A 26,507-nucleotide genomic window follows, 5' to 3' on the forward strand; every position below is an offset into this window, starting at 1 on the left:
GCTTCAGGTCCGGATCTGTGGTTTGAGCGCTCCGATGTCACGCTCACGTACGACGCCGGTCCACAACCCGAGCCCGTACGCGATGTCGTCGAGCCGTTTGAGCAAGAGGTAGGCCAACAGTCCCATGCGCTGGTCGCCGTCGTCGACGTTGCCGTTGCGGGTCGCCCAGTCGACCACCCCGTCGACGATGGCCGCCACCAGGACCACCTGCCTGCAGCGCCGGAACAGAACGGCGGCCACCAACGCGATCGGCCAGTAGTGCCGGCAGATGGCCGAGGCCAACTGCAGCGCGGCCGACCAGAGGCCCTGCGCGGCGACCGCGGCCACCTGCTTCGGTCCGGTGTCGACGGTGCTCAACACCTTGGCGATCTTGCGACCGGTGATGGCGGCCACGATCGTCGACGCGAAGAAGCCGATGCCCGACCCCATGGCAAGCAGCAGCCACACCAGGAAGGTCCAGCCGGACAGCACTAGGGGTGCAGTCTTGCCGGGGTGGCGGACGGCCAGCGGTGCGGCGGATGATCCGTAGAATGCCTTGCGCCCGAACCACTCTCGCAATTCGGTCCGATGGTCGTGCCCGACCAGGGCGATGGGTTCGTACCGCAGCCGGGCCTCGGCCTCGATGAGGCGCCAGCACAGGTCGACGTCCTCACCGGACCTCATCGTCTCGTCGAACCCGCCCAGCTCGTTGAGCGTGGTCCGCCGGCAGATGATGGCGGCGCTGGGCACATAGGACACCGTGCCGTAGGGAACGACGGGAGCCTCGCGCAGACCCAGGTCGAGCGATGACCGCACCGCCTCGTATCGGGCTACCAGGTTCTGCGGCTCGCGCAGTCCGACGATGCGTGGTGCCACCAGCGCGACGGCGGGATCGCAGAAGTGTCCGAGCAGCGCTTCGAGCCAACCGCGGCGGGGTACGACGTCGGAGTCGAGGAACGCGACGAAGTCCGTCTCGCAGACGGCCAGCCCCGCGTTGCGAGCGGCGGCCGGGCCCCGGCTGGTGGCATGGCGCAGGACACGCACGTCACAGTGCAGACCTGCGAAGTCACTCACCTGCACGGGCTGCGACGACCCGTCGTCGACCACCACGACGCGCATCCCGCGCAGCGCTTCGACCAATCGCCTAAGCCCAGTGGCATTGTCCAGCACGGGAATCACCACGGTGACGTCCCGGTGTGACGGCCCGCTGGCGGGTCGCGGATGGGCCACGGTGGCGTCGAGCAGGGTGCGCGCCAGCTGCGCGCTCTGCGCGTCGTGTACCTCGAGGCGCCCGCTGGTCAGCATGGTCTGCGCGGCGGGAGCCAGCCGCAAGAGCCGGGTGGGTGAGCCACCGAGGAGCGCCGATCCCTCGCCGAGCACCCGCACCCTTCTATCCACCTGGACGGCGAATCCGTCGGGCAGTCGCGGACCCGTCACTGCAGCAGACCCCCGGGGCCGGGGACCCATGCCGCAACACGGCTGGCGCAGGTGTCGACCATCTCGGCAAAGATACGCGACCCCTCTTCGGCGGACGCGGTGGTGGGGTTGCCGAGCACTCCAACCGGGCTGACCGCCGCGACGCCGCCGGCGCGCATCCGGGGCATCAGATCCGACACCGGCGCCTCGTTGCCGGCGACCCATTCGTCCACGCGGACGGCGGTCGGTGAAATATGTAGCAATACAGACGTTTCGGTGTGGCCGGCGTGGGCGTCGGCGCCGGGCACGCTGCAGGCGCACCACGCCACGTCGCGGCCCTCTCGGCGGAGCAGGGTCACCGCGCTAGCAACGGCGGTGACGTTGCCGCCATGGCCGTTGACGAACACCAGGCGGGAGGCCCAGTCACAGGCCGACCTGGCGTACTCGACCAGCACGAGCTGCAGCGCAGCGGTCCCGATCGATACTGTGCCGGGGAATCCTTGATGCTCACCGCTGGCTCCGTAGCCGATCGCGGGGGCCAGCATCCAGTCCCCCGTCAACCGTTCAGCAATCCCGTATGCCACCGCGGAGGCGATGCGAGTGTCGGTGTCCACTGGCAGGTGTGGCCCATGCTGCTCGGTCGAGCCTAATGGGATGATCAACGCGGGCGACAGTTCGCGGAGCTGCCTCGCCGTTGAGTTCCCAAGCTCGCTGGGGTACGCCACCCGCCGATCGTAGGCCGAATTAACCTGGTGTGCGCCGATTGTTGGCGTTTGCGTCGCTTTTGTCCCGACCGGTTCCAGCCGGGACCCAGCCGCGTTTCACGTCCGTCTCGCCAGCACCGCCAGTACCACCGAGACCAGGCCCGATGACGTCGGCGGTCAGGTGCCTCAGGCCGTCGGCACTCCGAGGGCCCGGGTGAACCCCGGCGGAGTCAGCACGTCGTCCGCGCCCAGGTCGTGGATCGAGGCCTTGCCGAGACCCATCAGGGCGGAGTCGATACCGCTCCGCATGATGTCGAGGACGTTCTCCACGCCCGGTTGACCCTCTGCAGCCAGACCCCACAGGTAGGCCCGCCCGATCATGACCGCGCGGGCCCCGAGGGCTAGTGCCTTGACGACGTCGCTGCCACGGCGGATGCCACCGTCGAGGAGCACCTCGACCTGGTCTCCGACCGATGCGGCGATGGCCGGCAACGCCCTGATCGACGCAGGCGTCCCGTCGAGGTTGTTGCCACCGTGATTGGACACCGAGATCGCCGAGACCCCGGCGTCGACAGCGCGTTTCGCATCGTCGACCCGCATGACACCCTTGAGCATCAGCGGACCACCCCACAGCTCGGCGAGCCAGGCGATGTCGTCCCACGTGGGCGGGGGCGTTCCCATCCACTCCCCGTAGGCGGCGAAGAACGGTGGGCCCGCCTCGCCGGGGTTGCCCTGATTCGGCACGCGCAGGGTCGGCGGGTGGAGGGTCTTGGCCCACTGCAGCAACCAACTCGGACGGGCCAAACCCTCCGGCATCATCCGGACGGTGGTGCGCAGGTTCATCTCCTCGGGGATCACCGGGCTGCCCCAGTCGCGGCCGTGCGAGAAGCTCCAGTCGGTGGTGACGATGATCCCGACCGCGCCGGCCGCCCTGGCCCGCTCGACGCGCGCGGCGATAGCATCGCGGCCGCCCAGCCAGTAGACCTGGAAGAACAGCTTTGGGTTGGCGGCGATGACCTCTTCGATGGGCTTGCTCGCGAACGAGGAAAGACCCATCGCCGTCCCGCGGGCCGCCGCGGCCCGCGCCACGGCGACCTCACCGTCGGGGTGGACGGCCTGCACACCCGTCGGCGAGATCATCACCGGTAGTGAAATCTCTTGTCCCATAACGGTGGTCGCCAGATCACGCTTCTCGATCGCACCGATCACGTGTGGCGCGAAGCCGAGCTCACCGAACGCGTCGACGTTGTCGGCGACGGTGATGCCACGCTCGCTTGCGGCGATCAGCGCGCTGTAGACGGACTTCGGCAGCCGCTTCTTCGCGCGCTGCTGAGCGATGGCGACGGTTTCGAACCAGATATCGCGAGCCATGGTTATACGGGACTTTCGTTGCAGATTCTTTGGGGCGGAATGGTGAGGAGCTTCAGCGAGACGGGTCCCTTGCGCCCACCGGCGCGGGAGTGGTCGACGCTGGACTTGGGCTTGTCCCGTTCGCGGGCCAGCGCGGGTTCGCCGTAACCCTGGACGCATTCCGGATCGGGTCCGTCCAGCGGCAGGCCCGTGAAGAACTTGGCGGCCATGCAGCCGCCGCGGCAGCCGTCGTAGTGGTCGCAGCTGCCGCAGGCGCCGGCGGACTGCGGCTCGCGCAGCTCGCGGAACAGTGGGGCGTCCTTCCACACGGTGTCGAATCCGCCGTCGCGCAGGATGTTTCCGGCGAGGAAGCGATCATGGATCGCGAACGGGCAGGCGTAGACGTCACCGACGGGGTCGATGAGGCACACCACCCGGCCGGCACCACACAGGTTCAGGCCTGCCAGCGCGCCGGGTTGGCCGAGCCCGGACAGGTGGAAGAACGAGTCACCGGTCAGGATGCCCTCCCCACGGGCGACGAGCCAGTCGTACAGCTGGACCTGCTGCTCGGCGGTGGGGTGCAGTTCGTCCCACACGTCGGCGCCGCGACCCGATGGGCGCAGTCGCGTGATGCGCAGTGTTGCTCCGTACTTGTCTGCCAGCGCCTTGAATTCGTCGAGCTGGTCGACGTTGTGGCGGGTGACGACGACCGAGATCTTGGCGTCCTTGAACCCCGCGGCGGACAGGTTCTCCAGTGCGCGGATCGCCATCGCGAAGGACCCCGGCCCACGCACTGCGTCGTTGACCTCGGCGGTAGCGCCGTCCAGTGAGATCTGGACGTCGACGTAGTCACTCGCGGCGAGCTTCGCGGCGACCTTCTCGTCGATCCGCACCCCGTTGGTGGAGAACTTGACCCCGACGTGATGCTCGGTGGCGTAGTCGACGAGCTCCCAGAAGTCGGATCGGACGGTGGGCTCGCCGCCGCCGATGTTGACGTAGAAGACCTGCATGCGTTCGAGCTCGTCGATGATGTCCTTGCATTGGCGCGTGGTCAGCTCGCGCGGATCGCGCTTACCCGACGACGACAGGCAGTGCACACAGGACAGGTTGCAGGCATAGGTCAGCTCCCAGGTCAGACAGATGGGAGCGTCGAGTCCGTGCTCGAACTGCTCGACCAACTTGGGTACTCGCGCCGGTTGCATGGTGGTCATGCGTTCTCCTCGCCGTCCTCGCGGACAAGCATGTTGGACTTCACGAGCACGCTCAGTGCGTGCAGATAGGGCGCCTGGGCGGCGTCGTCGATTCCCGCCGCACGGCAGGCCGACCTGGCATCGGGGTGGGCATCGAGCGACTTGACGATCTCGACGATCTTGACGTTCTTGAGGAACGAGAGTTTGCGCGTCCCAAAGTGATACAGCAACGCACCGAATGGCTCGGGCCGTACCGCCACCTGGTGGTGCAGGCGCCAGCGGGCGTCAGGATCGAAGGCCTGGGCGTCCACTGGCGCCTCCGCGGATGCGACCACCGTCAGTAGACGCCGCACATGCCGTCGATCGACACCTCTTCGACGAGGCTCTCGGTGACGAGCTCGGTTTCGGTTTCCGCCTGCTGGGTTGGCTCCATGGTGTGTGCCCTTCCGGATCGGGGTCTCGACAAATGTGACCGAGGTCGCAAGAATATGGCATCGAGTGCCGAAACGGAAGGGCGGATTCGAATGAGTGGTGAAACCGGGGCACGGGTGGGCCGTCGCCGGTCCACCACCGGCGACCACATCACCAGCGTGGCCCTCGAGCTGTTCGCCAGCCGTGGCTTCGACGAGGTCAGTGTCGACGACGTCGCCCGCGCGGCCGGTATCGCCAGGCGCACCCTGTTCCGCTACTACCCGACCAAGAACGCCATCCCGTGGGGTGACTTCGATGCACACCTGGACCTCATGCGTCAGCTGTTGGACGCGGAGCCCACCGACGCACCGACCACGGTCGCACTGCGCTCGGCGTTGTTGGCGTTCAACAGTTTCGACGAGGCCGAGACCGCCCATCACCGTCAGCGCATGCGCGTCATCTTGGAGACCGACGCCCTGCAAGCCCACTCGATGACGATGTACGCGGGCTGGCGGACCGTCGTGGCCGAGTTCGTCGCGCGTCGCCTCGGCCTCACCACGGGTGACCTCATCCCCCAGACCACGGCGTGGTCGATGCTGGGCGTTGCCCTGTCGGCCTACGAGCACTGGCTCGGCGACGAGTCGGTATCCCTTCAGCGGTCGCTCGGCGACGCCTTCGACACCGTCAACGCCGGCCTGGCCCAACTCGACCACCTCGCGTAGCGATTCGTGCACGGTTACCCGTGCTCGCCGCGGGTTCAGGTGCACGGATCGCGTCCAATGTGGGAAGAGGGTGTCGGAGTGTGGCCCTCGACGGCGACGATGGGAGTGTGAGCGCCGAACCCGACTCCTCCGACGCGCCGAGAGCGCTTCTCGAGTTGTACGACGACGCCCTGCCCGCCGTCTACGGGTACTTCATCCGCCGCTGCGGCGATCGCGGCGCGGCCGAGGACCTGACGTCGGAGACGTTCCTCGCGGCAATGGATGCCGCACGTCGCGATTCACCCCCGCCGATCACCGTGGCGTGGCTGATCGGCGTGGCGCGGCACAAACTCGCCGATCACTATCGGCGACGGCACGACCGGTTCACGGTGCCGGTGGCCGAGCTGCCCGAACCCGCCGACCCGGCCGACCGGTGGGACGCCGAGCTCGACCGCATCATGGCCGAGAGCGTGCTGGCGCAACTGCCCGAGCACCACCGGGCGGTGCTCGCCCTGCGCTATCTGGACGACCTTTCGGTGCCCGAATGCGCCGAGCTGATCGGCCGTACCGTCCACGCCACCGAGGCCCTGCTGGTACGGGCGCGTCGGGCCTTCAGATCGAAGTACCCGGAAGGAGGGGCGTCATGACTCACTTCGACGGCTACGACCCGCTGACCGTGCTGCACGGTGACGACCTTCCGGTTCAGCCCGACCCGGCGTTCGCCGCCCGGCTGCGGGCACGCCTCGAATCAGCTGTTGCACTACCCAATCGAGCCGAAGGAGTCATCATGAGCGGCACCGATACCGCCATCGCCGACCTCAATGCGTCAGCCGCCCCGGCCACCGTCGCACCTCCTCCACCCAGGCCCGCGGCCCTGCCCTACCTCGCGGTCGCGGGCGCCGCGGCGGCCATCGCGTGGTACGTCGACGCGTTCGGCGCGGTGGTCGTCGGCGAGCCGATCATGATGGACGACGGCCGCATCGGGCACGCCGAGTTGTCCATCGCCGGCGGGATGATCTACCTCGCCGACGAGTTCCCCGAGCTCGGGTTGAAGGCGCCCTCGCCGGGTGCGGTGTCGGTGAGCCTGATGCTGCCGGTCCCCGACACGGACGCCGCGCTGGCGCGGGTGCGCGAACGCGGCGCGAACGTCGAGCGGGAGAGTTACGAGGGGCACGGCTCTCGCGCCGCGACCGTCATCGACCCGTTCGGTCACCGCTGGATGCTGACTGGACCCGTCACCGGTGCGACGAACCCGGTTCGCCACGGCGACATCGGCTACGTGTCGGTGTGGACCGAGGACCCCGACCGGTCCGCGAGGTTCTACGGCCGCGTGCTCGGATGGACGTTCGACGCGGCTTCCCGCCAGGTGACCAACACCGACCAGCCCATCGGCATCGTCGCCGTCGCCGGTCCGCCCACGTTGTTCTGCTGCTACGCGGTGGTCGACGTGGCGGCCGCGCGGCAGGCGATCCTGGACGCCGGCGGACAGGCCGGCGAGGTCACGCAGACCCCCCACGGTCCGACGGTGGACGCCATCGACCCGGCGGGCACGGCGTTCGCGGTCTACCAACCCGTCGCGGACGAGCCACGCCCGGCGCTGAACGGCACTGGGCCAGGCGAACTCTCGTACGTGACGTACCAGGTGTCGGACTCCGCCGACTTCCGCCGGTTCTACGGCCGCGTGCTGGGCTGGAGTTTCGAGCCCGGTCGGATCGAGGACGGCTGGGAGCCGCGGTCGGTGCACCCGATGGTGGGGATGGCGGGCGGCAGCACCGCACCCATGGTTGTCCCGATGTGGACGGTGGCCGATGTACACGCCGCGGTCGACCGCGTCCGGGCAGCCGGCGGCACCGTCATCGAGGAGCCGTCGCAACAGTCGTACGGCAGTTCGGCGCTGTGCACCGACGACCAGGGTGTCCGCTTCTACCTCGGCCAGCACTAGCCCGCGCGATTTGTGCACCCAAACCCGCGGTCACCACCGGTTTGGGTGCACAAACCGCGGGCTAGGTGAGGACGTCGGCGATGGGAGCGCCGGCGGCGATCTTGCTGCGCGCCTTCATCACCTTGCCGGGCATGCCGCCGCCCACCACGCCGACGACCGCGCCGTCGCGTTCGTAGTAGGCCAGGAACTTGCGGCCGTCATCGGCGACGAGGTGCACGACGTCATCGGCCTCCGGCTCGCCCAGGCACTGGATCTTGACGTCGTACTGATCGCTCCAGAAGTAGGGCACGACCACCGCGGAGGCGGCGTCGACACCGAGCATGGCGGGCACGATGGCGCGAGCCTGCTCGGCGACGTTGCTCCAATGCTCAACGCGCACTTGATGTCCGGTGACGTCACGCCAGGACGCCACGTCGCCGATCGCCCACACGTTGGGCGCGCTGGTGCGGCCCGCCACGTCGCAGATGACACCGTTGTCGACGGCGACGCCACTCCCCTCCAGCCAGTCGGTGGACGGCCGGGAGCCGATGCCCACCACGACGATGTCGGCGTCGAGCTCGGTGCCGTCGGACAGCACGACCTTCTCGACGTGGCCGCTGCCCTGCACCTCGTTGACCCCGATGCCGCATCGCACGTCGACGCCCTCGGCGCGATGCAGCCTGGCCACCAGCTCACCGATCTCCGTGCCCAGCACCGAGGCCAGCGGCGTCGGCTGCGGCTCGACGAGGGTCACGTCGACCCCGAGGCTGCGCAGGCTGGCCGCGACCTCACAGCCGATGAACCCGGCGCCGATCACGACGGCGTGCCGCGCGGAGCCCGCGTGCTTGCGCAACGCCAGGCTCTCGTCGAACGTCCGCAACATGCGGATGCCCTCAAGATTTGGGAACGACGTAATCCGCTTGGGCACCAGTCCGGTTGCGATGACCAGCTCGTCGTAACCAATCACCTCACCATTGGCGAGCGTCACGGTCTGCGCCTCGGTGTCCAGAGCCGTCGCACCCGACCCCAGGCGCAGCGTGATGTCCTTCTCGCCGTAGAACTCGGCAGGCTTGAGCATCACGTCGTCGGTCTCGGCGCGCAGCACCTCCTTGGACAGCGGCGGCCGGTCATACGGCAGATGCTCCTCATCGCTGACGAGGGTCAGCGGACCGCCGTACTCGGCGCGGCGCAGCTGTTCGGCCGTGCGCAGCGCAGCCAGTCCACCACCGACGATGACGATGCCCCGAGTAGTACTCACAGGGCAGTTCTTACACGATGGGCGCCATCTGTAGCGCGGCACCCATGGCACACGTGCTCAGACCCGGGCCCGCTCGATGATGTTGGACAACACGACGATGCTCTCGCTGCGTTCGATGTCCGCGCTCGCCCGGATCCGTTCGAGGGCCTCCTCGAGGTGCCGCATGTCGCGGGCCAACACGTGCAGGATCGCGTCCGCCGTACCGGTCACGGTGGCCGCGCTGACGACCTCGGGAATGCCGACCCAGGCTTTACGAAGCTCGGCGGGCGCAATCGTGCCGTGGCAGAACACTTGGACGTAGGCCTCGGTGTTCCAACCGATCGCATTGCGGTCGACGACCGTGGTGAAACTGCGGATGACCCCGTCGTCGAGCATGCGGTCGACGCGTCTCTTGACGGCGGGCGCGGACAGGTTCACCCGCTGGCCAATCTCGGCGAAGGTGGCCCGCGCGTGGTTGGCCAATTCGGCGAGAATGCGTTCGTCGGTGTGGTCGAGCCGGTCCACGAGCCCTCGTTTCGTCTCAGTGCACAACAAACCGCCGCAAGATCAGCTTTGGCACAATGAATTGTGCACCAATACGCAACGAGTGGCGATTGATTGCGTAAAGCCCAGCCCATATCGTCATTTACATGACGATCTCCGATGTCGCCGGCACTCCGGCGTTCGAAGTCGCCGCAACGACGCCGGGGCGAGCGCAGCGACGCGAAGTGGATCCGCGCACGCATCCGATCCGTACCCCCCGCCTCCGCCGATACGCCATGACGGCGCCGACCTTCTTCACCGTCTCCTATGCCATCAACCCCTGGATGGACACCTCCACACCCGTCGACACCGGCCTCGCGGTCCGCCAGTGGGAGACCCTGCTGTCGACCTACCGGGCACTCGGACACACCGTCGAGATGGTCGAGCCCATCGACGGCCTGCCCGACATGGTCTACGCCGCCAACGGCGGTCTGATCGTCGACGACACGGCGGTCGTCGCCCGGTTCGCCTACCCGCAGCGGGCGGGCGAGGCGGACGCCCATGCCGACTGGATGACCGCGAACGGTTTCAAGCCGAACTACACCCGACACGTCAACGAGGGCCAGGGCGACCTACTGGTGGTCGGCTCGATGATCCTCGCGGGCTACGGTTTTCGGACCGATCGACGGGCGCATTCCGAGGTCGCTCATATCACCGGCCGGCCCGTCATCAGCCTCGAGCTGGTCGACCCGCGGTTCTATCACCTCGACACCGCCCTGGCCGTGCTCGACGACACCACGATCGCGTACTACCCGCCGGCGTTCTCCAACGACGCCCGCGCCCACCTACGACAGCTGTTTCCCGACGCCCTCGAGGTGTCCACCGCCGACGCCTACGTTCTGGGCCTGAACGTCGTCTCCGACGGCAAGCACGTGCTATTGCCCACCGACGCCACCGGATTCGCCCAGCAGATCGCCGACGCCGGGTTCGAACCCATCGGCATCGACCTGTCCGAATTGTTCAAAGGCGGCGGATCCGTCAAATGCTGCACATTGGAGGTGTATTCGTGACCATCCTGGATACCGTGACGACTCGACCCGGCCAGCTCACCGAGGCCGCGATCGCGATGGACGATCAGTACGCGGCGCGCAACTACTCGCCGCTGCCCGTCGTCGCGGCGTCCGCCGAGGGCGCCTGGATCACCGACGTCGAAGGCCGCCGCTACCTCGACTGCCTGGCCGCCTACTCGGCGGTGAACTTCGGGCACCGCCATCCGCGGATCACCGCGACGGCGCACGCTCAACTCGACACGGTGACCCTCGTCAGCCGCGCCTTCCACTCCGACCGGCTAGGCCCGTTCTGCGCCGCGCTCGCCGAGCTGTGCGCCAAGGAGATGGTGTTGCCGATGAACAGCGGCGCCGAAGCCGTGGAGAGCGGTCTCAAGGTTGCCCGCAAGTGGGGTACCGACGTCAAGGGCGTACCCGCAAGTGAGTCCAACATCATCGTGGCGCACAACAACTTTCACGGCCGTACCACGACGATCATCAGCTTCTCCGACGACGAGACGGCGCGCCGCGGCTTCGGCCCCTACACGCCCGGTTTCCGTGCGGTGCCCTTCGGGGACGCCGACGCGTTGGCCGCCGCCATCGACGAGAACACCGTCGCGGTCCTGCTCGAACCCATCCAGGGCGAGGCCGGCATCATCGTCCCGCCCGACGACTACCTGCCGCGAGTGCGCGCACTATGCACCGAGCACGACGTCCTGATGATTGCCGACGAGATCCAGTCCGGGCTGGCCCGCACCGGACGGACGTTCGCGTGCGATCACTGGGGTGTGGTCCCGGACGTGTACCTCCTCGGAAAGGCACTCGGCGGGGGCGTCGTGCCGCTGTCGGCCGTGGTCGCCGACCGCGACGTGCTCGGTGTCCTGCACCCGGGTGAGCACGGCTCGACGTTCGGCGGCAACCCGCTCGCGACGGCGATCGGTACCACCGTCGTCGAGATGCTGAAGACCGGTGAATTCCAGTCGCGATCAGAGCGTCTCGGCGAACATCTGCATCGCCGACTTCGCAGCCTGATCGGTCACGGCGTGCTCGCCGTACGCGGCCACGGGCTGTGGGCGGGTGTCGACATCGATCCAGGAATCGGCACCGGAAAGCAGATCAGCTTGCGGTTGGCCGCCCTCGGTGTTCTCGTCAAGGACACCCACGGTTCGACATTGAGATTCGCGCCACCCATCGTCATCACCGAGGAGGAGATCGACTGGGCCGTCGATCGGTTCGCCGACGTGCTGGCCGACGTGCTCTCTGCACCCACGACGGCGCCCGCTTGACACCTGCCGAGGAGGCACCATGGCATCACCCTCACCGACGGTGAACTTCACCGAACAGATGCTGCGGCGTCGCCCCATCATCGGGGCACCGGTCGCCCATGGTGCCGACTCGGCTCTCAAGCGCACCATCGGGGTCTTCCAGCTGACCATGTTCGGGGTCGGCGCCACGGTCGGCACGGGCATCTTCTTCGTGCTGTCGGCGGCAGTACCCGAGGCGGGGCCGGCCGTGATCCTCTCGTTCCTGCTCGCGGGCGTCGCGGCGGGCCTGGCGGCGATCTGCTACGCCGAAATGGCCTCGGCCGTGCCCGTTTCGGGGTCCACCTACTCGTACGCCTACACCACCCTCGGCGAGCTGGTGGCCATGGGTGTCGCCGCCTGCCTCCTACTGGAGTACGGCGTCTCGACCGCGGCGGTGGCCGTCGGCTGGAGCCAATACCTCAACAAGCTCCTGACCAATCTCTTCGGCGTCGAGCTGCCGACGGCGATCACGGCCGCGCCGTGGGACGCCGAACCGGGCATCGTCAATCTGCCCGCCATCCTGCTCGTCGTCATGTGCATGCTGTTGCTGATCCGCGGCGCATCGGAGTCGGCGAAGGCGAACACCATCATGGTGATGATCAAGCTCGGCGTGCTCGGCATGTTCATCGTCATCGCATTCACCGCGTTCCAGACCGATCGGTTCGCGAACTTCGCCCCGATGGGCACCGCCGCGATCGGGCTCGCTGCGGGCACGATCTTCTTCTCCTACATCGGACTCGACGCCGTCTCCACGGCCGGTGACGAGGTGAAGGACCCGCAGAAGACCATGCCGCGGGCCATCATCGCGGCGCTGTTGATCGTCACCACCGTGTACGTCCTGGTGGCCTTCGCCGCTCTCGGCGCCCAGCCCTGGGAGGAGTTCGAGGGCCAGGAGGCCGGGCTAGCCGTCATCTTGGAGAACATCCTCCAGAACCAATGGGCCAGCACTGTTCTCGCTGCAGGTGCGGTGATCTCGATCTTCTCGGTCACCCTCGTCACGATGTACGGTCAGACCCGCATCCTGTTCGCCATGGGCCGCGACGGACTGCTTCCGTCGATGTTCGCCAAGGTCAACCCGAAGTCGATGACACCGGTCAACAACACGATCATCGTGGCGATCGTGGTCAGCCTCCTCGCCGGGTTCATCCCGCTGGACAAGCTCGCCGACATGGTCTCGATCGGCACGCTGACCGCCTTCATCGTGGTGTCGCTCGGCGTCATCATCCTGCGCAGGCGCGAACCGGATCTGCCACGCGGTTTCAAGGTGCCGCTGTACCCGGTCACACCGGTCCTGTCGATCATTGCGTGCGGCTACATCCTGTAGGGCCTGCACTGGTACACCTGGATCGCCTTCAGCGCCTGGGTCGCCGTCGTCGTGGCGTTCTACTTGATCTGGGGTCGCACCACAGCGCGTTGAACGACGGCGGCGACGGTGTCATCGCTTCTGCTGCAGCGGGTATCGACGAGGTGGAGATCGTGACGCCGAAGGAGGAGCGGTGACTGGCCAGCGAGCAGCGAAGCGGGATCGCGCATGACGGTCGTCGTGGGGTTCCTGCCCGGCAAGGCCGGGGTGTCCGCGCTGAACCTGGGCGTCGAGGTAGCGCGCACCCTCAAGACGTCCCTGTCCGTCGTGACCGTCGTCCCCAAGCCGTGGTCCACGCCGTCCCCTGCCAAGGTCGACGCGGAGTACGCCCAGTACGCCGATCGGCTGGCGGCCGACTCGGCCAGCCAGGCCACGGCGTGCGTCGAAGCGATCGACGACACCCTCGAAGTCAGCTGTCACAAGTACGCTCACCGGTCGGCGCCCGGAGGTCTGCTGCAGGCCGTCGCGGACCTGAAAGCCGAAGTGCTGGTACTGGGTTCGGCATCGGACGGCAGCCTCGGCCAGGTCGTGGTCGGATCGACCGCCGATCGTCTGCTGCATTCGTCACCCGTGCCGCTGGCGGTCTGCCCGCGCGGCTATCGCGGATCCAAGTCCCACGGGCTGACCCGGATCACCGCCGCGTACCCGGGGACGCCCGACACGCTGCACGTCGTGGAGCGGTCCGCCGCCCTCGCAGCGCAACTCGGCGTACCGCTGCGGGTCATCACGTTCGCCGTGCGCGGCCGCACGATGTACCCACCGGAGGTCGGACTGGACGCCGAGACGTCCATCCTTCACTCGTGGGCACTGGCATCGCGAGAAGCGTTGGCGGCGTTGAAGAGCACGGGCGTCGTGGGAGACGACGTCGTCCTGCAGGTCGTCACGGGCAACGGCTGGGACCAGGCTCTGGACGCCGCGGACTGGGAAGACGGTGAAGTGCTCGCCATCGGCACGTCACCACAGGGTGCGATCGCTCGGGTCTTCCTGGGCTCGAAGGGAACCAAGATCGTGCGCCACAGCCCGGTGCCGGTACTGGTGCTGCCGAATTAGCCGGTGCCCCGGTTGCTTCGCTCCCTGCCCGCCGGACCTACCGGCCGAACGTCTCGGCCAGCATGTCGACGAGGCTGGCCCACGCACGTCGGGCCGTCACCTCGTCGTATTGAATCCCGTGTTCGGGATCGTGGGCGAAGGGGGCCATGAAGGCGTGCATCGCGTGACCGTAGGCGTGCACCTGCCAGTCGGCTCCGCGGGCGGTTAGTTCGGCGGCCAGCGCCAGCACGTCCGCCGGTGGCGCGAAGGGGTCCTCCCACCCGTGGTAGACGGCGATCCTGGTGGCGATCGGCGTATCGGGTGTGACCGGTGGCGGGGTGAGCACGCCGTGGAAGCTGCCGACGGCCCGCAAGGGTGCGTCATACCTGGCCAAGTCCAGGACGCACAGTCCGCCGAAGCAGAAGCCGATCGCCGCCATGGCGTCACGCTCGACCGTGGGCAGTCCGCCGACGGTCTCCACCACGCGCAATAACCTGTCGCGCAACATGTCCCGATCAAGCAGGAGTTCATCCATCGCCGGGGCGCCTGCCGCCATGCCCTCGCGACCGACGGCCTGGCTGACCTCGCGACCGAAGATGTCGACCGCGACTGCGCGGTACCCCGTCGCGGCGAGTCGCTCGCAGAACTCGACCTGCGCGTCGCTGCGGCCTTCCATGCCGTGGAACACCAGCACGGTGGGCGCCTGCGCGTCGTCACCGGACACCATGACGCCGTGGCAGTCGAGGCCGTCGAGTTCGTAGTCGAACGACAGGGTTGCGAGCGAGCTCATGACGCGACCGTACCCACCGCGTTCGCCGATGGGACCGCCGTTCGCTCAGCGCTGAGCGTCGCTCAGTACTTCATCGTTCCGCGGTCGACGGCGATCTGCGACCCGGAGATCGTCGCCGAGCCATCGCCGGCCAGCCACGCCACCACGTCCGAGACCTCTTCGGCCGTCATGAATTCCTTCAGCCCCTTCTTGCCCTCGTGGTTGACGGGGTGGAACGGCATCGGCGAGAAGCTGTGGATGAAGCTCGGGTACTTGCCGAAGATCTCCATCATGGCGTCGGGCTCGACCATCGGCGTGTCGATCGAATACGGGTGGATCGAGTTGACCCGGATGCCGTACTCCCCCACCTCGAGCGCGAGCGAGTTGGTGATGGCGACGAGGCCGTGCTTGGACGCGGCGTAGTGGCTGTTGCCCGGGGTGGCCTTGAGACCTGCCGACGAGCTGACGACGATGATCGACCCGCCGTTGCCCGCCTCGATCATGGCGGGCACCGCGGCGCGCATGGTTCGCCAGGTGCCGTTGAGGTTGACGTCGATGACGCTGTCCCACTGCTCTTCTGACATCTCGAACATCCGGCCCCAGCTGAGCACGCCGGCATTGGCCACCACTACGTCGAGCCGGCCGAACTGCTCGATGGCGTCGGCGACGACCTGCTGCTGGGCGGCGAGATCTCGGATGTCGACCTCGCGGGCGAGCACCTTGCGCCCCGTCGCCTCCACGGCGCTTGCGGTCTCGGCGAGCTCGACGGACGTCGCGGGCGCATAGGTGATCGTGTCGGACACCGGCCCACACACGTCGATGGCGACGATGTCGGCACCTTCGGCGGCCAGTCGCACCGCGTGCGCCCGCCCCTGCCCCCGTGCGGCGCCGGTGACGAATGCCACGCGACCCTCGAGTGTTCCCGCCATCGATCGCCCCTTCGTCACTCATTCGCGGCGCGAACGCGTGCGCCAGGAGCAGGCTAGCAGCCTAACTGGAACGTGTTCTACTTCGCCTCGACCGTGCCAATTCATCCGCCGCGAGCGGCGAGTCACGTATGAAACTGCACACTCGAGCCAGAGGTCGGCGGCGAGCCCGTCAGAGTTCGGAGATGATCTGCTGACGTTTGGTGCCGTACTCGGCGTCGGAGATCGTGCCCATCGCGCGCAGCGTCTCGAGCTCCTGCAATCGCTGGGCGGTCGACGGTGCCGGCGCGGCGGGCATCGGTGGCGGCACGTACGCCGCCGCCGGATCCACCGAAGGCGCCGCCATGTGCGCCGCGGGCGGAACCTGCTGCGCGGCGGCCCGCCTCACCACGTTCATCACCTGCTGCCGGACCGCCGGATTGGACCGGATGTCGATGGTCCCGTTCAGCGGTACCCCGTTGGCCTTGAGGATCTGCATGATCTCCATCAGCGGACCCGCCTGGCCGGACAGGTCGTAGGTCCGGTTGCCGTCCTCCGCGAGCGTGAACTGAGCTGGCATCATGCCGCCCACCAGCGCGCTTCGGTTCCAATCGATTTGGTACTCGTTGGTGGCCGGGTCGACCAGCACCACCAACTTGCGCCCGGTGATCAGGGGCAGCCTCGTCACCGAGGCGATGACCCGGTCCTCGACGTCGAACGGCCGGATCCCCGGTCCCTCGACGTGCAGCCCGATCTTCACCATCGGTTGGTCGTTGATCCTGGTGCCTGTCTCGCTGATGAACGTGACCTGCGCCAGCGCCAGCACGCCGCCTGTCTCCAACATCTGAGTCTTGGCAGCGGACTTGGCGCCGTAAGTGGCCAGCCCAATGGCGATCAGCACGTCAGCGGCGGTGATCAGCAGGCCGACCCAGAACATCCACCCGATGTAGGGTCGCGTGGCCTCGCCGAGCGCGAAGTACACGGCGAGGAAGATCGGGCCGACGAGGCCGCCGCACAGCAGCACCATCAACTGCGCCTTGACGTAACGTCCCACCATTGCCACTGCTCCTCGTCCGACCGGCCGGTTCGCAGGAAAGACTAACGCCAACGGCCCGAAATGGACCCGTTTGCGCCGCTCAGATCGCGTCGTCGAGATCGGGGATCGCGACGATGATGAACGAGAAATTGTCGTGGGCGCCATTCGCGCGCGTGGTGGCGATGATGTCGGCCGCGAGGTCGTCGAGGTCGGACTGATGGACCGCCGTCGCCAGTTCCGCGGGTGTCATGACGCCGCTGACGCCGTCCGAGCACATCAGGTAGGAACCGGCTTGGCGCGGAAGCACCGTCAGATGCGGCTGCACCGGCGGGAACTGACCAAGCGACTGCGTGATGATGTTGGTCGGCCTGCCGTTGGAGTCGAACACCGAGTCGTCGATCGAGATCTGAGTCAGGACACCGTCGGTGATCGAGAAGACCGGGCTGTCACCAACATTGAAGACGACGATCGCGTCGTCGGTGATGCAGAGCCCTCCGACCGTCGTGCCCAGCCCTTGCAGGTCTGCGTCGACGCCGACGGCCCGAACCCTCGCGTTGGTCTCGACCAGTGTCGCTGCGATGTCCTCGTCGGTGCGCCAGTCGAGCGACTCCTCGGCGACGACGGTGAGCGCGACCCGGCTCGCCAGGTCGCCGCCGGCGTGGCCGCCCATACCGTCGGCAACGGCACACACGAACGGGGTGGACAGCGCGAAATCCATTGTCACGAGGGAACCTTCGCGTGTCTGTTTGAGCCAGCCAGCGACCAGGATGGCGTCCTCGTTGCGCTTGCGCACCAGACCGACGTCGGTGAACGCCCGTACGTTGATCACGGACAAGCCGCACCACCCTTCCCGTTTCACCTGCTCGGCACGCTCATCGTGCCAGACCGTGGCCCAATCGCAGCGCGTAGCGCAATCCAGCGAGGGTACCCACGCGAAAGCGGCGCCCACCCCGAAGGGTGAGCGCCGCTTCTTCGACTAGCTCAGATCACTTGATGATCTTGGTGACACGGCCCGCGCCGACGGTCTTGCCGCCCTCACGGATCGCGAACCGCAGACCCTCGTCCATCGCGACGGGCTGGATCAGCTTGACGCCGATGTCCACGTTGTCGCCGGGCATCACGATGTCGGTGCCCTCGGGCAACGTCACGACGCCGGTCACGTCCGTGGTGCGGAAGTAGAACTGCGGACGGTAGTTCGACAGGAACGGCTTGTGACGGCCGCCTTCTTCCTTGGACAGGATGTAGACGCTGCCCTCGAACTCGGTGTGCGGCGTGGTGGTGCCGGGCTTGACCACGACCTGGCCACGCTCGACGTCCTCGCGCTTCACACCGCGAACCAGCAGACCGACGTTGTCGCCGGCCATGCCCTGATCGAGCAGCTTGCGGAACATCTCGACGCCGGTGACGGTCGTCTTGGTGACGGTCGGCTTGATGCCGACGATCTCGACTTCCTCGTTCACGTTGATCACGCCACGCTCGACGCGACCGGTGACCACGGTGCCGCGGCCGGTGATCGTGAAAACGTCCTCGACGGGCATCAGGAACGGCTTGTCGGTTTCACGAATCGGATCCGGGACCGACTCGTCGACGGCATCCATCAGGTCCTCGACGGACTTGACCCACTTCGGGTCGCCTTCGAGCGCCTTGAGGGCCGAGACCTGGATGACAGGCGCTTCCTCGTCGAATTCCTGGGCGGCCAGCAGTTCGCGGACCTCCATCTCGACGAGCTCGAGGAGCTCCTCGTCGTCGACCATGTCGGCCTTGTTCAGCGCGACCAGGATGTAGGGCACGCCGACCTGACGAGCGAGCAGCACGTGCTCCTTCGTCTGGGGCATCGGGCCGTCGGTCGCGGCGACCACCAGGATTGCGCCGTCCATCTGGGCGGCACCGGTGATCATGTTCTTGATGTAGTCCGCGTGGCCGGGGGCGTCGACGTGCGCGTAGTGACGCTTCTCCGTCTGGTACTCAACATGCGAGATGTTGATCGTGATGCCACGCTCACGCTCTTCGGGCGCATTGTCGATCTGATCGAATGCGCGCGATTCGTTCAACGTCGGGTACTTGTCGTGCAGAACCTTGGTGATTGCTGCGGTCAACGTGGTCTTGCCGTGGTCAACGTGACCGATGGTCCCGATGTTGACGTGCGGCTTGTTCCGCTCGAACTTCGCCTTCGCCACTTCTGTGTCCTCCTGGACTTTGTTGGTGCTCTTCTAAAGCAGGGTTGATCTTTGCAGTTGTTCTTCGCCGCGGTAACGACGGGTCGGTTACTGACCCGTCGCCTTCGCGATGATCTCCTTCGACACGTTCGCCGGAACTTCGGCGTAGGAGTCGAACACCATGGAGTAGTTCGCCCGGCCCTGGGTCTTCGACCGTAGGTCTCCGACGTAGCCGAACATCTCCGACAGCGGCACAGTCGCCCGCACGACGCGGGCTCCACTGCGCTCCTCCATGGCTTGAATCTGACCACGGCGGGAGTTCAGGTCGCCAATCACTTCGCCCATGTAGTCCTCTGGCGTGGTGACCTCGACGGCCATGACGGGCTCCAGGATGGTCGGCTGCGCTTGCGCGGCAGCCTTCTTCAGCACCTGGGACCCGGCGATCTTGAAGGCCATCTCCGACGAGTCGACGTCATGGTATGCGCCGTCGAGCAGGGTCAGCTTCACGTTCACCAGCGGGTAGCCGGCGAGCACGCCGTACTGCATGGCGTCCTGCGCACCGGCATCCACCGACGGGATGTACTCGCGCGGGATGCGGCCGCCGGAAACTTTGTTCTCGAATTCGTAGGTCGCGCCGTCTTCGCCGCTGAACGGCTCGATGCTGACGAGAACCTTCGCGAACTGGCCGGAGCCACCGGTCTGCTTCTTGTGCGTGAACTCGACCTTCTCGACCTTGCGCTTGATGGTCTCCTTGTAGGCGACCTGCGGCTTGCCGACGTTGGCCTCGACCTTGAACTCGCGACGCATCCGGTCGACGAGGATGTCGAGGTGAAGTTCGCCCATGCCGCCGATGACGGTCTGGCCGGTCTCCGAGTCCTGGTGGACCTTGAAGGTCGGGTCTTCCTCGGCGAGCTTCTGGATCGCCAGGGACAGCTTCTCCTGGTCGCTCTTCGTCTTGGGCTCGATGGCCACCTCGATCACCGGATCGGGGAACGTCATCGACTCGAGCACGACCTGCTGCTGCGAATCGCTGAGGGTGTCACCGGTGGTGGTGTCCTTCAGACCGATCACGGCGTAGATGTGACCTGCGGCGGCCGTCTCGACCGGGTTCTCCTTGTTGGAGTGCATCTGGAACAGCTTGCCCAGACGCTCCTTCTTGCCCTTGGTCGCGTTGATGACCTGGGCGCCGGAGTCGACCTTGCCGGAGTACACGCGGACGTAGGTGAGCTTGCCGAAGAACGGGTGCGTCGCGACCTTGAACGCCAGCGCCGAGAACGGCTCCGTCGTCGACGGCTTGCGGGTGACCAGTTCGTCTTCCTTGCCCGGCACGTGTCCGGTCACGGACTCGACGTCCAGCGGGGAGGGCAGGTAGTCGATGACGGCGTCGAGCATGGGCTGCACGCCCTTGTTCTTGAACGCACTGCCGCACAGCACCGGGTAGATCTCGGAGTTGACGGTCAGTTTGCGGATCGCGCCCTTGATCTCTTCGACCGTCAGCTCTTCGCCGCCGAAGTACTTCTCCAAGAGTGTCTCGTCGGTCTCGGCGACCGTCTCGAGCAGCTTGGTGCGGTACTCGTCGGCCTGCTCCTGCAGTTCGGCCGGGATGTCGATCGTCTCGTAGGTCTCACCGAGCTTGGTCTCGCCACGCCAGACCTTGGCCTTCATCTCGACCAGGTCGACGATGCCCTCGAAGTCGCCCTCGGAACCGATGGGCAGCTGAATGGCCAGCGCGCGGGCGCCGAGGCGCTCCTCGATGGTGCGCACGGTGAAGTAGAAGTCGGCGCCGATCTTGTCCATCTTGTTGACGAAGCAGATGCGCGGCACGTCGTACTTGTCGGCCTGGCGCCACACCTGCTCGGACTGCGGCTCCACGCCTTCCTTGCCATCGAAGACGGCGACGGCGCCATCGAGAACACGGAGCGAGCGCTCGACTTCCACGGTGAAGTCGACGTGCCCGGGGGTGTCGATGATGTTGATCTGGTTGCCATCCCAGAAGCAGGTGGTAGCGGCCGAGGTAATGGTGATACCCCGCTCCTGCTCCTGCTCCATCCAGTCCATCGTGGCGGCGCCGTCGTGCACCTCACCGATCTTGTAGCTGATACCGGTGTAGTAGAGGATGCGCTCGGTCGTCGTCGTCTTACCGGCATCGATGTGCGCCATGATGCCGATGTTGCGGACCTTGGTGAGGTCGGTGAGCACGTCCTGTGCCACGGCGTCTTCCCACTCTTTCTTGCTTGTTGGTTGTTGATCTGAGACCGGCGGTCGGCTTGCGCTAGCCGCCGGCGGCGATCACCAGCGGTAGTGCGCGAAGGCCCGGTTCGCCTCGGCCATCTTGTGGGTGTCCTCGCGTCGCTTGACGGCGGCACCCAGGCCATTGCTCGCGTCGAGCAGTTCGTTGGCCAGACGTTCGACCATCGTCTTCTCGCGACGCTGCTTCGAGAAGCTCACCAGCCAACGCAGCGCCAGCGTGGTGGACCGCTCGGGGCGGACCTCGACGGGCACCTGGTAGGTGGCGCCACCGACGCGACGGCTGCGAACCTCCAGCGCGGGCTTGACGTTGTCCAGTGCGCGCTTGAGGGTGACGACCGGATCGGTACCGGTCTTGTCGCGGGCCTGTTCGAGCGCCCCATACACAATGCGTTCGGCGAGGGATTTCTTCCCGTCGAGCAGAACCTTGTTGACGAGCTGGGTGACCAGCTGCGAACCGTAGACCGGGTCGTTGACCAGCGGCCGCTTGGGTGCGGGGCCCTTACGCGGCATTAGCTCTTCTCCTTCTTGGTGCCGTAACGGCTCCGGGACTGCTTGCGGGTCTTGACGCCCTGGGTGTCGAGCGAACCGCGAATGATCTTGTACCGCACGCCGGGAAGGTCCTTCACGCGACCGCCGCGAACCAGCACCATCGAGTGCTCCTGCAGGTTGTGGCCCTCGCCTGGGATGTAGGCGGTGACCTCAACTCCGGTGGTCAGCTTGACGCGCGCGACCTTGCGAAGCGCCGAGTTCGGCTTCTTCGGGGTGGTCGTGTACACGCGAGTGCACACGCCGCGGCGCTGTGGGCTGCCCTTGAGGGCCGCGGTCTTGACCTTGGCGATCTTGTCCCGGCGACCCTTGCGGACCAGCTGGTTGATGGTTGGCATGTACCGGCTTTCTGTGTTGCTTCTGGGTGCTGCTGCTGCTTGCTCTTCTGTTACTCGGTGGTGCTCAAGTCTGTGTACTGCGGTTACGCCCTGCCCTACTACCCCGCGGCCGGGTGTGTCGCACGCACCCTCACACCGAATCTCGTCGATGCGTCGTGGACATGCGAATTGGCCCGGCGTGCAGGCTGGCTTGCGGGCATCACAGCCCCAAGCGCCCTATCGGCCAGGCACGATCGACCACAATACCTGTCCGCGGGGGCGCAGGTCAAAGCGCGCCGGAGCGGCCCCCGAGCTGGGCGTCTGCGGGACTTTTCGGCGACGTCATCGCCTCTCCATCCCGGCCGCCAACCGCAGCACCATGTCGGTGAAAACGGCGTCGGTATCGATCGCATCCATCACGCCGGTCATCTCCAGCAGCACGAAACCGTGCAACGCCGACCAGAACTCGAGCGCGGCGAAGAACCCGTTCTCGCCCTCGAGCCCATAGGACGTGAGCACCGCGATGACCGGCTCCGCCGCCGCCCGCGTCGCCTCGGTGTATTCGGGATCGTCACCGCCCAGCGGCATCCGGGTGAAGGCGGAATAGCGGCCGGGATGGTGGTGGGCGTAGCTGCGGTAGGCACTCGCCATCGCCACCACCGCGTCATCGCGAGTACGGCCGTCGCCCACCGTGTTCAGCATCCCGATGATGTCGCCGACGACGCGCATGCGCACCGTGCGACGCAGGTCCTCGAGGCTGTCGACGTGGTTGTACAGCGACGGACCCTTCGTGCCCAGCTGCATCGCCAGGGCATTGATGGTGAGCGCGTCCCACCCCTCGCGGTCGAGGAACGTCAGCGCTGCGTTCACGATCGCATCGCGGCTGAGCTTGGTGGTCCTGGCGGGGCTTCGCGGTCGGCTCGCGCCGGATGCGGCGTCCGCCCTGGCAGTCATGGGGAATGACTCTAACCCTCCCAGCAGGCCAGGGGCGGTCATCACGGGCCGAGCGGCTGCCGGCGCGGAACCTGCGAACAGGTGCCTCCCGCACCACTGGGCAACGTAGAGTCCGCGGGAGAAGCGAGTCGGCACGCGAGGGGGAATCACCGTGGGTAGGCGCACGTGGGGCACTTCGCTGGTGGCGACCGCGCTCGCCGTGGCCGTCCCGTGGTGCATCGGTGTTCCCACGGCGCAGGCGAAGAACGGTGACACCCACATCACCGGTCAGGGCATCACCCAGACGCTGGACTGCAACGAGTCCGCCCTCATCGTCGTGGGCACCGGCAACTACATCACCGCGGTCGGGTCGTGCTGGGGCGTCTCGGTCCAGGGGTCGTCGAACATCGTGGTCGTCGACGACGTCGTCAACGACATCACCGTCTACGGGTTCGATCAGACGGTGCTGTTCCACACCGGCGATCCGGCGGTGTGGGACCGGGGCCGCGAACTGGGCATGACCAACCGCATCGACCGGGTTCCCGCCTAGCCGTGCCCGCATTCGTCACACCGTTGGCTTCGCTGGCCGCCGTCGCTGCGCTGAGCCTCACCGGTTGCGGCTCGAACGGTTCGCCGACGGTGACCGCCGGGTCGTCCGGCGTCCAGGTGGAAATCGCGAACACGATCAACTACGGCTCGGTCGGAACGACCGCCGAGATCGATTGCGCCGGGGGCAAGTCGCTCACCATCGGCGGCTCCAACAACACCCTGACGGTGAAGGGCACGTGCGCCAACGTGAACATCGGCGGCGCCGACAACAAGATCACGCTCGAGAAGATCGACGGCGGCCTTAGCGTCGTCGGCCTCAACAACGTCGTCACGTACGCCGACGGCGACCCGACGGTCAATGACACGGGATCGGGTAACACGATCAAGAAGGGGTGAGCGTCACGGCCCCGGTGCCGTGTCGCCCCGCTCCGTCAGCGAATCGCTTTGCACCAGAGAGCGATTCGGCCGCGACCCTCGACATGCTGCCGAACTCGACGTCCATCGCGTCGGACTCCGACATCCCCCACTGGTTGAGCGCGGACAGCCGGTCGGCCCGAAGGCACTGCTGCGGTAGCGCGGCGAGCTCAGCGGCCAATGCCTCGGCAGCCTCGCGGGCCTGACCCCGTGGCACGACGCGGTTCGCCAGCCCGATCGCGAAGGCCTCGCTCGCATCGACGCTTCGGCCGGTGAGGATGAGATCCATCGCCCGCCCGTGCCCGATCAGCCGCGGCAGGCGCACGGTGCCACCGTCGATCAGCGGCACACCCCACCGGCGGCAGTACACGCCGAAGACGGCATCCTCCTCGGCCACCCTCATGTCGCACCACAGCGCCAGCTCCAGCCCGCCCGCCACGGCGAAGCCGCTGACCGCGGCGATGACCGGCTTGGACAATGTCATCCGTGACGGGCCCATCGGCCCGGGCCCGGTGCGGTGGACCGGGTTCGCGTCGGGGGTGCCGAAGGCCTTGAGATCAGCTCCCGCGCAGAAGGTTCCGTTGTCACCCCAGAGCACGGCGACCGACGCCGAGTCGTCCCGGTCGAACTCCTCGAAGGCGGCGTAGAGGCCCGCGGCCGCCGGCCCGTTGACCGCGTTGCGGGCGCCGGGCCGGTTCATGATGACGGTGGTGACGGGACCGTTTCGTTCCACGCGTACGCCGCCGGAATAAGTCATCTGGCCTCCATCGATTCGGTGTCGTGGCGTCTCGCCGCCAGTTCGGCGGCGAAGTCGTGATAGGCCAGTCGCAGCGCGGGACCGGGCCAGTCGGCGGGCAGCAGTTCGGTCGGCAGGACGGGATCGGCGAGCAGGTGACGGACGATGCCCGCGGCGACGACGAACCGGGCCGGTACGTCTCCCGCACCAGCCATCTCGTCGAGCAGGCGGTGTCCGGTCTGCGCCCAGTCGGGCAGATCCCACAGCACCGCCACCAGGCCCGCCGGGTCGTCGTCCCGCGCGCGCAGCACCCGAACCCGACCGCGCAGCTCGCCGGTGAGCTCCTCCGCGAGGTTCGCCGGACGCATCCACACACCTTCGCGAAGCTCGCCGAACCGTTTGTCGTGCAACGTCGTTCGCAAGGTCGCCCGCGTCTTGGCGTCGATGCCGACGCTGGTGATCACCAGCGTCGTCCATGTCCCATCCCAGCGGCGGAGCTTCGGATCGAGCGCGTCGTCCTGACGCTTCTGGCGGGCCAGCAGGCGGTCGGAGAGCCGGTACCCGTCCGCGGAGCGCACCAGGTCGCCTGCGCCCACCATCCGGGTCAGGGCGACCCGCAGCGTCGGCTCTCTGATACCGAAATCGGCTGTCAGCGTGACCAATTCGCCCGCCGATGCCCAGGCGGGGTGGGCGCCCAGCAGCACGCTGAGCACCACTGAACGCGCCGTCAGCCGCGTGAGCGCCCGGCCCATCTAGACGCCGGACGTCTTGCGACCCGCATCACCGAACGGTTCGTCGCGCGCCTTCACGGCCTCGCGAAATCCGTGCGCGGTGGCCTCGGCGACGAACGCGTGCCCTTCCGGCGTGTGCCGGGCGACGCCGTCGAACACCGTGCTGACCATCCGACTGGTGGCGATGCCCTGGTTGTACAGCGCGGTGTTCAGCGCTAGCTTCGCCATGATCAGCTGGTTCACCGGCATGGCGGCGATGCGTTCGACGAGGTACTCCGTCCGCTCGTCGAGATCCTCGGGGGCCGGCGCCTCGACGGCGAGGCCCCAGTCGGCGGCCTGCGCCCCACTGATGCAATCACCCGTGAAGAGAAGGCGTTTGGCGCGCTGGTCGCCCAGTCGGTGCGCCCACAGACCCGCGGCGGGTACTCCCCACACCCGCATCGGCGGGTAGCCAATCTTCGCGTCGGAGGCCGTAATCACCTGGTCGGCGTGCAGCGCGATGTCAGTGCCGCCCGCGACGCAGTAGCCGTGGATCTTCACCACCGTCGGCTTGTCGGCGTGCATCAGGCTGGCGAACCCGCGCACGAAGCGGCTCATCATCTGGTAGTCGATCATCGGATCCCACGGCTGATCGGGCAGGTGGTTGATCGCCTGCGTCTTGCCGTCGAGCACGGTGCCCTGGTAGGTGCCCGTCCCGCCCGCGGAGCCCGTGCGGTCGGCGTAGGCGGACAGGTCGAAACCCGCGCAGAAACCGGCTCCGCGACCGGAGATCAGCATCACGTGGACGTTCGGGTCGAGGTCGGCCCGCTCCACCAATGCGGAGAGCTCCAAAGGTGTGTCGGCGACGATCGCGTTGCCCTTCTCGGGGCGGTTGAACGTGATTCGGGCGACGCGGTCGGTGACCTCGTAGGTCATCGTCTTGAGGTTGTCGAAGTCGACGGGCCTGATTGCGTGTGTCATGCCCGCCCCCTTCCCCGCGAGCAGACGCAAAGGGCCCTCGATTGGGGCATTTCAGGGCCCTTTGCGTCTGC

28 protein-coding genes and 1 pseudogene are annotated in these 26,507 nt (G+C 67.2%); 9 read left to right on the plus strand and 20 right to left on the minus strand.

Annotation, left to right across the window (positions count from 1 at the left end):
- Positions 1-3: 3 nt before the first annotated feature.
- From mftF to mftA, 6 genes are all read right to left on the minus strand, one after another.
- Positions 4-1,416: a mycofactocin biosynthesis glycosyltransferase MftF gene (gene mftF, locus QUE68_RS23525; protein WP_284228694.1), complete on the minus strand. Its 1,413-nt coding sequence runs from the start codon at positions 1,414-1,416 to the stop codon at positions 4-6.
- Positions 1,413-2,159 carry a mycofactocin biosynthesis peptidyl-dipeptidase MftE gene (gene mftE, locus QUE68_RS23530; protein ID WP_284236136.1) on the minus strand — a complete coding sequence of 249 codons (747 nt, stop codon included), beginning with the start codon at positions 2,157-2,159 and terminating at the stop codon, positions 1,413-1,415. Before mftE ends, mftF begins: the two co-directional genes overlap by 4 nt.
- 126 nt (positions 2,160-2,285) lie before the next feature.
- Positions 2,286-3,470 carry a pre-mycofactocin synthase MftD gene (gene mftD / locus QUE68_RS23535; RefSeq protein WP_286274544.1) on the minus strand — a complete coding sequence of 395 codons (1,185 nt, stop codon included), beginning with the start codon at positions 3,468-3,470 and terminating at the stop codon, positions 2,286-2,288.
- Between the two features lie 2 nt (positions 3,471-3,472).
- Positions 3,473-4,660 carry a mycofactocin radical SAM maturase gene (gene mftC / locus QUE68_RS23540; protein WP_284235094.1) on the minus strand — a complete coding sequence of 396 codons (1,188 nt, stop codon included), beginning with the start codon at positions 4,658-4,660 and terminating at the stop codon, positions 3,473-3,475.
- Positions 4,657-4,974 (minus strand): mycofactocin biosynthesis chaperone MftB, encoded by a 318-nt coding sequence (gene mftB / locus QUE68_RS23545; protein WP_454786387.1) that lies wholly within the window; start codon positions 4,972-4,974, stop codon positions 4,657-4,659. The genes mftC and mftB overlap by 4 nt, the downstream gene beginning before the upstream one ends.
- Before the next feature lie 2 nt (positions 4,975-4,976).
- Positions 4,977-5,072, minus strand: coding sequence for a mycofactocin precursor MftA (gene mftA / locus QUE68_RS23550; protein WP_284228698.1), 96 nt, complete (start codon positions 5,070-5,072; stop codon positions 4,977-4,979).
- Between the two features lie 91 nt (positions 5,073-5,163).
- Between mftA and mftR the strand changes: the two genes are divergently transcribed.
- From mftR to QUE68_RS23565, 3 genes are all read left to right on the plus strand, one after another.
- Positions 5,164-5,772: a mycofactocin system transcriptional regulator gene (mftR, locus tag QUE68_RS23555; RefSeq protein WP_286274545.1), complete on the plus strand. Its 609-nt coding sequence runs from the start codon at positions 5,164-5,166 to the stop codon at positions 5,770-5,772.
- A 107-nt stretch (positions 5,773-5,879) separates the two neighbouring features.
- A complete protein-coding gene (locus QUE68_RS23560; RefSeq protein ID WP_286274546.1) occupies positions 5,880-6,398 on the plus strand; it encodes an RNA polymerase sigma factor in 519 nt (172 codons plus the stop codon).
- Entirely contained in the window at positions 6,395-7,693 is a 1,299-nt protein-coding gene (locus QUE68_RS23565; RefSeq protein ID WP_286274547.1) for a VOC family protein, read from the plus strand. The genes QUE68_RS23560 and QUE68_RS23565 overlap by 4 nt, the downstream gene beginning before the upstream one ends.
- Positions 7,694-7,754: 61 nt before the next feature.
- Here QUE68_RS23565 and QUE68_RS23570 read toward each other — a convergent pair whose 3' ends face one another.
- Complete coding sequence (locus QUE68_RS23570) at positions 7,755-8,930, minus strand: NAD(P)/FAD-dependent oxidoreductase (protein WP_284235092.1); 1,176 nt, start codon at positions 8,928-8,930, stop codon at positions 7,755-7,757.
- Positions 8,931-8,987: 57 nt separating this feature from the next.
- Positions 8,988-9,434, minus strand: a complete 447-nt coding sequence (locus QUE68_RS23575; protein WP_284228703.1) for an Lrp/AsnC family transcriptional regulator — start codon at positions 9,432-9,434, stop codon at positions 8,988-8,990.
- Between the two features lie 125 nt (positions 9,435-9,559).
- Between QUE68_RS23575 and ddaH the strand changes: the two genes are divergently transcribed.
- The 4 genes and pseudogenes from ddaH to QUE68_RS23595 all read left to right on the plus strand — a co-directional run bounded on the left by ddaH (position 9,560) and on the right by QUE68_RS23595 (position 14,155).
- Positions 9,560-10,462: a dimethylargininase gene (ddaH, locus tag QUE68_RS23580; RefSeq protein ID WP_454786480.1), complete on the plus strand. Its 903-nt coding sequence runs from the start codon at positions 9,560-9,562 to the stop codon at positions 10,460-10,462.
- A gap of 56 nt (positions 10,463-10,518) precedes the next feature.
- Entirely contained in the window at positions 10,519-11,724 is a 1,206-nt protein-coding gene (rocD, locus tag QUE68_RS23585; RefSeq protein WP_455013525.1) for an ornithine--oxo-acid transaminase, read from the plus strand.
- Positions 11,725-11,743: 19 nt separating this feature from the next.
- Positions 11,744-13,242: pseudogene (locus tag QUE68_RS23590) on the plus strand (amino acid permease).
- 31 nt (positions 13,243-13,273) lie between these two features.
- Positions 13,274-14,155 carry a universal stress protein gene (locus tag QUE68_RS23595; RefSeq protein ID WP_284235090.1) on the plus strand — a complete coding sequence of 294 codons (882 nt, stop codon included), beginning with the start codon at positions 13,274-13,276 and terminating at the stop codon, positions 14,153-14,155.
- A gap of 37 nt (positions 14,156-14,192) precedes the next feature.
- Here the strand turns inward: QUE68_RS23595 and QUE68_RS23600 are convergent, their stop codons facing one another.
- The 9 genes from QUE68_RS23600 to QUE68_RS23640 all read right to left on the minus strand — a co-directional run bounded on the left by QUE68_RS23600 (position 14,193) and on the right by QUE68_RS23640 (position 23,067).
- On the minus strand, positions 14,193-14,924 hold the full coding sequence (locus tag QUE68_RS23600; RefSeq protein ID WP_284235089.1) for a dienelactone hydrolase family protein: 732 nt from the start codon (positions 14,922-14,924) through the stop codon (positions 14,193-14,195).
- A gap of 62 nt (positions 14,925-14,986) precedes the next feature.
- A complete protein-coding gene (locus QUE68_RS23605; RefSeq protein ID WP_284228708.1) occupies positions 14,987-15,832 on the minus strand; it encodes a mycofactocin-coupled SDR family oxidoreductase in 846 nt (281 codons plus the stop codon).
- 169 nt (positions 15,833-16,001) lie between these two features.
- Complete coding sequence (locus QUE68_RS23610; protein ID WP_284235088.1) at positions 16,002-16,865, minus strand: SHOCT domain-containing protein; 864 nt, start codon at positions 16,863-16,865, stop codon at positions 16,002-16,004.
- Positions 16,866-16,944: 79 nt separating this feature from the next.
- Positions 16,945-17,673: a PP2C family protein-serine/threonine phosphatase gene (locus QUE68_RS23615; protein WP_284236134.1), complete on the minus strand. Its 729-nt coding sequence runs from the start codon at positions 17,671-17,673 to the stop codon at positions 16,945-16,947.
- 157 nt (positions 17,674-17,830) lie between these two features.
- On the minus strand, positions 17,831-19,021 hold the full coding sequence (gene tuf / locus QUE68_RS23620; RefSeq protein ID WP_284228710.1) for an elongation factor Tu: 1,191 nt from the start codon (positions 19,019-19,021) through the stop codon (positions 17,831-17,833).
- An 87-nt stretch (positions 19,022-19,108) separates the two neighbouring features.
- Positions 19,109-21,211, minus strand: coding sequence for an elongation factor G (fusA, locus tag QUE68_RS23625; protein ID WP_284228711.1), 2,103 nt, complete (start codon positions 21,209-21,211; stop codon positions 19,109-19,111).
- A 78-nt stretch (positions 21,212-21,289) separates the two neighbouring features.
- The gene (gene rpsG, locus QUE68_RS23630) at positions 21,290-21,760 is read right to left on the minus strand and encodes a 30S ribosomal protein S7 (RefSeq protein ID WP_056557334.1); all 471 of its coding nucleotides are present in this window, start codon (positions 21,758-21,760) and stop codon (positions 21,290-21,292) included.
- Positions 21,760-22,134: a 30S ribosomal protein S12 gene (gene rpsL / locus QUE68_RS23635; RefSeq protein ID WP_140690792.1), complete on the minus strand. Its 375-nt coding sequence runs from the start codon at positions 22,132-22,134 to the stop codon at positions 21,760-21,762. Before rpsL ends, rpsG begins: the two co-directional genes overlap by 1 nt.
- Positions 22,135-22,455: 321 nt before the next feature.
- Positions 22,456-23,067: a TetR/AcrR family transcriptional regulator gene (locus QUE68_RS23640; RefSeq protein WP_284228712.1), complete on the minus strand. Its 612-nt coding sequence runs from the start codon at positions 23,065-23,067 to the stop codon at positions 22,456-22,458.
- A 151-nt stretch (positions 23,068-23,218) separates the two neighbouring features.
- Between QUE68_RS23640 and QUE68_RS23645 the strand changes: the two genes are divergently transcribed.
- Together QUE68_RS23645 and QUE68_RS23650 are read left to right on the plus strand one after the other, a co-directional pair.
- A complete protein-coding gene (locus QUE68_RS23645; protein WP_454786304.1) occupies positions 23,219-23,596 on the plus strand; it encodes a DUF3060 domain-containing protein in 378 nt (125 codons plus the stop codon).
- 2 nt (positions 23,597-23,598) lie between these two features.
- Positions 23,599-23,991: a DUF3060 domain-containing protein gene (locus tag QUE68_RS23650; RefSeq protein ID WP_284228713.1), complete on the plus strand. Its 393-nt coding sequence runs from the start codon at positions 23,599-23,601 to the stop codon at positions 23,989-23,991.
- Here QUE68_RS23650 and QUE68_RS23655 read toward each other — a convergent pair.
- From QUE68_RS23655 to QUE68_RS23665, 3 genes are read right to left on the minus strand one after another with little or no spacing between them, the layout of a single operon-like run.
- Positions 23,978-24,766 carry a crotonase/enoyl-CoA hydratase family protein gene (locus tag QUE68_RS23655; RefSeq protein ID WP_284228714.1) on the minus strand — a complete coding sequence of 263 codons (789 nt, stop codon included), beginning with the start codon at positions 24,764-24,766 and terminating at the stop codon, positions 23,978-23,980. The genes QUE68_RS23650 and QUE68_RS23655 overlap by 14 nt on opposite strands.
- Positions 24,763-25,497, minus strand: coding sequence for a PaaX family transcriptional regulator C-terminal domain-containing protein (locus tag QUE68_RS23660; protein ID WP_284228715.1), 735 nt, complete (start codon positions 25,495-25,497; stop codon positions 24,763-24,765). Before QUE68_RS23660 ends, QUE68_RS23655 begins: the two co-directional genes overlap by 4 nt.
- The gene (locus QUE68_RS23665) at positions 25,498-26,436 is read right to left on the minus strand and encodes a crotonase/enoyl-CoA hydratase family protein (protein ID WP_284228716.1); all 939 of its coding nucleotides are present in this window, start codon (positions 26,434-26,436) and stop codon (positions 25,498-25,500) included. It lies immediately after the preceding gene.
- Positions 26,437-26,507 lie beyond the last annotated feature (71 nt).

Source organism: Mycolicibacterium sp. TUM20985 (assembly GCF_030295745.1).
In the GTDB taxonomy this organism is placed as follows: Bacteria; Actinomycetota; Actinomycetes; order Mycobacteriales; family Mycobacteriaceae; genus Mycobacterium.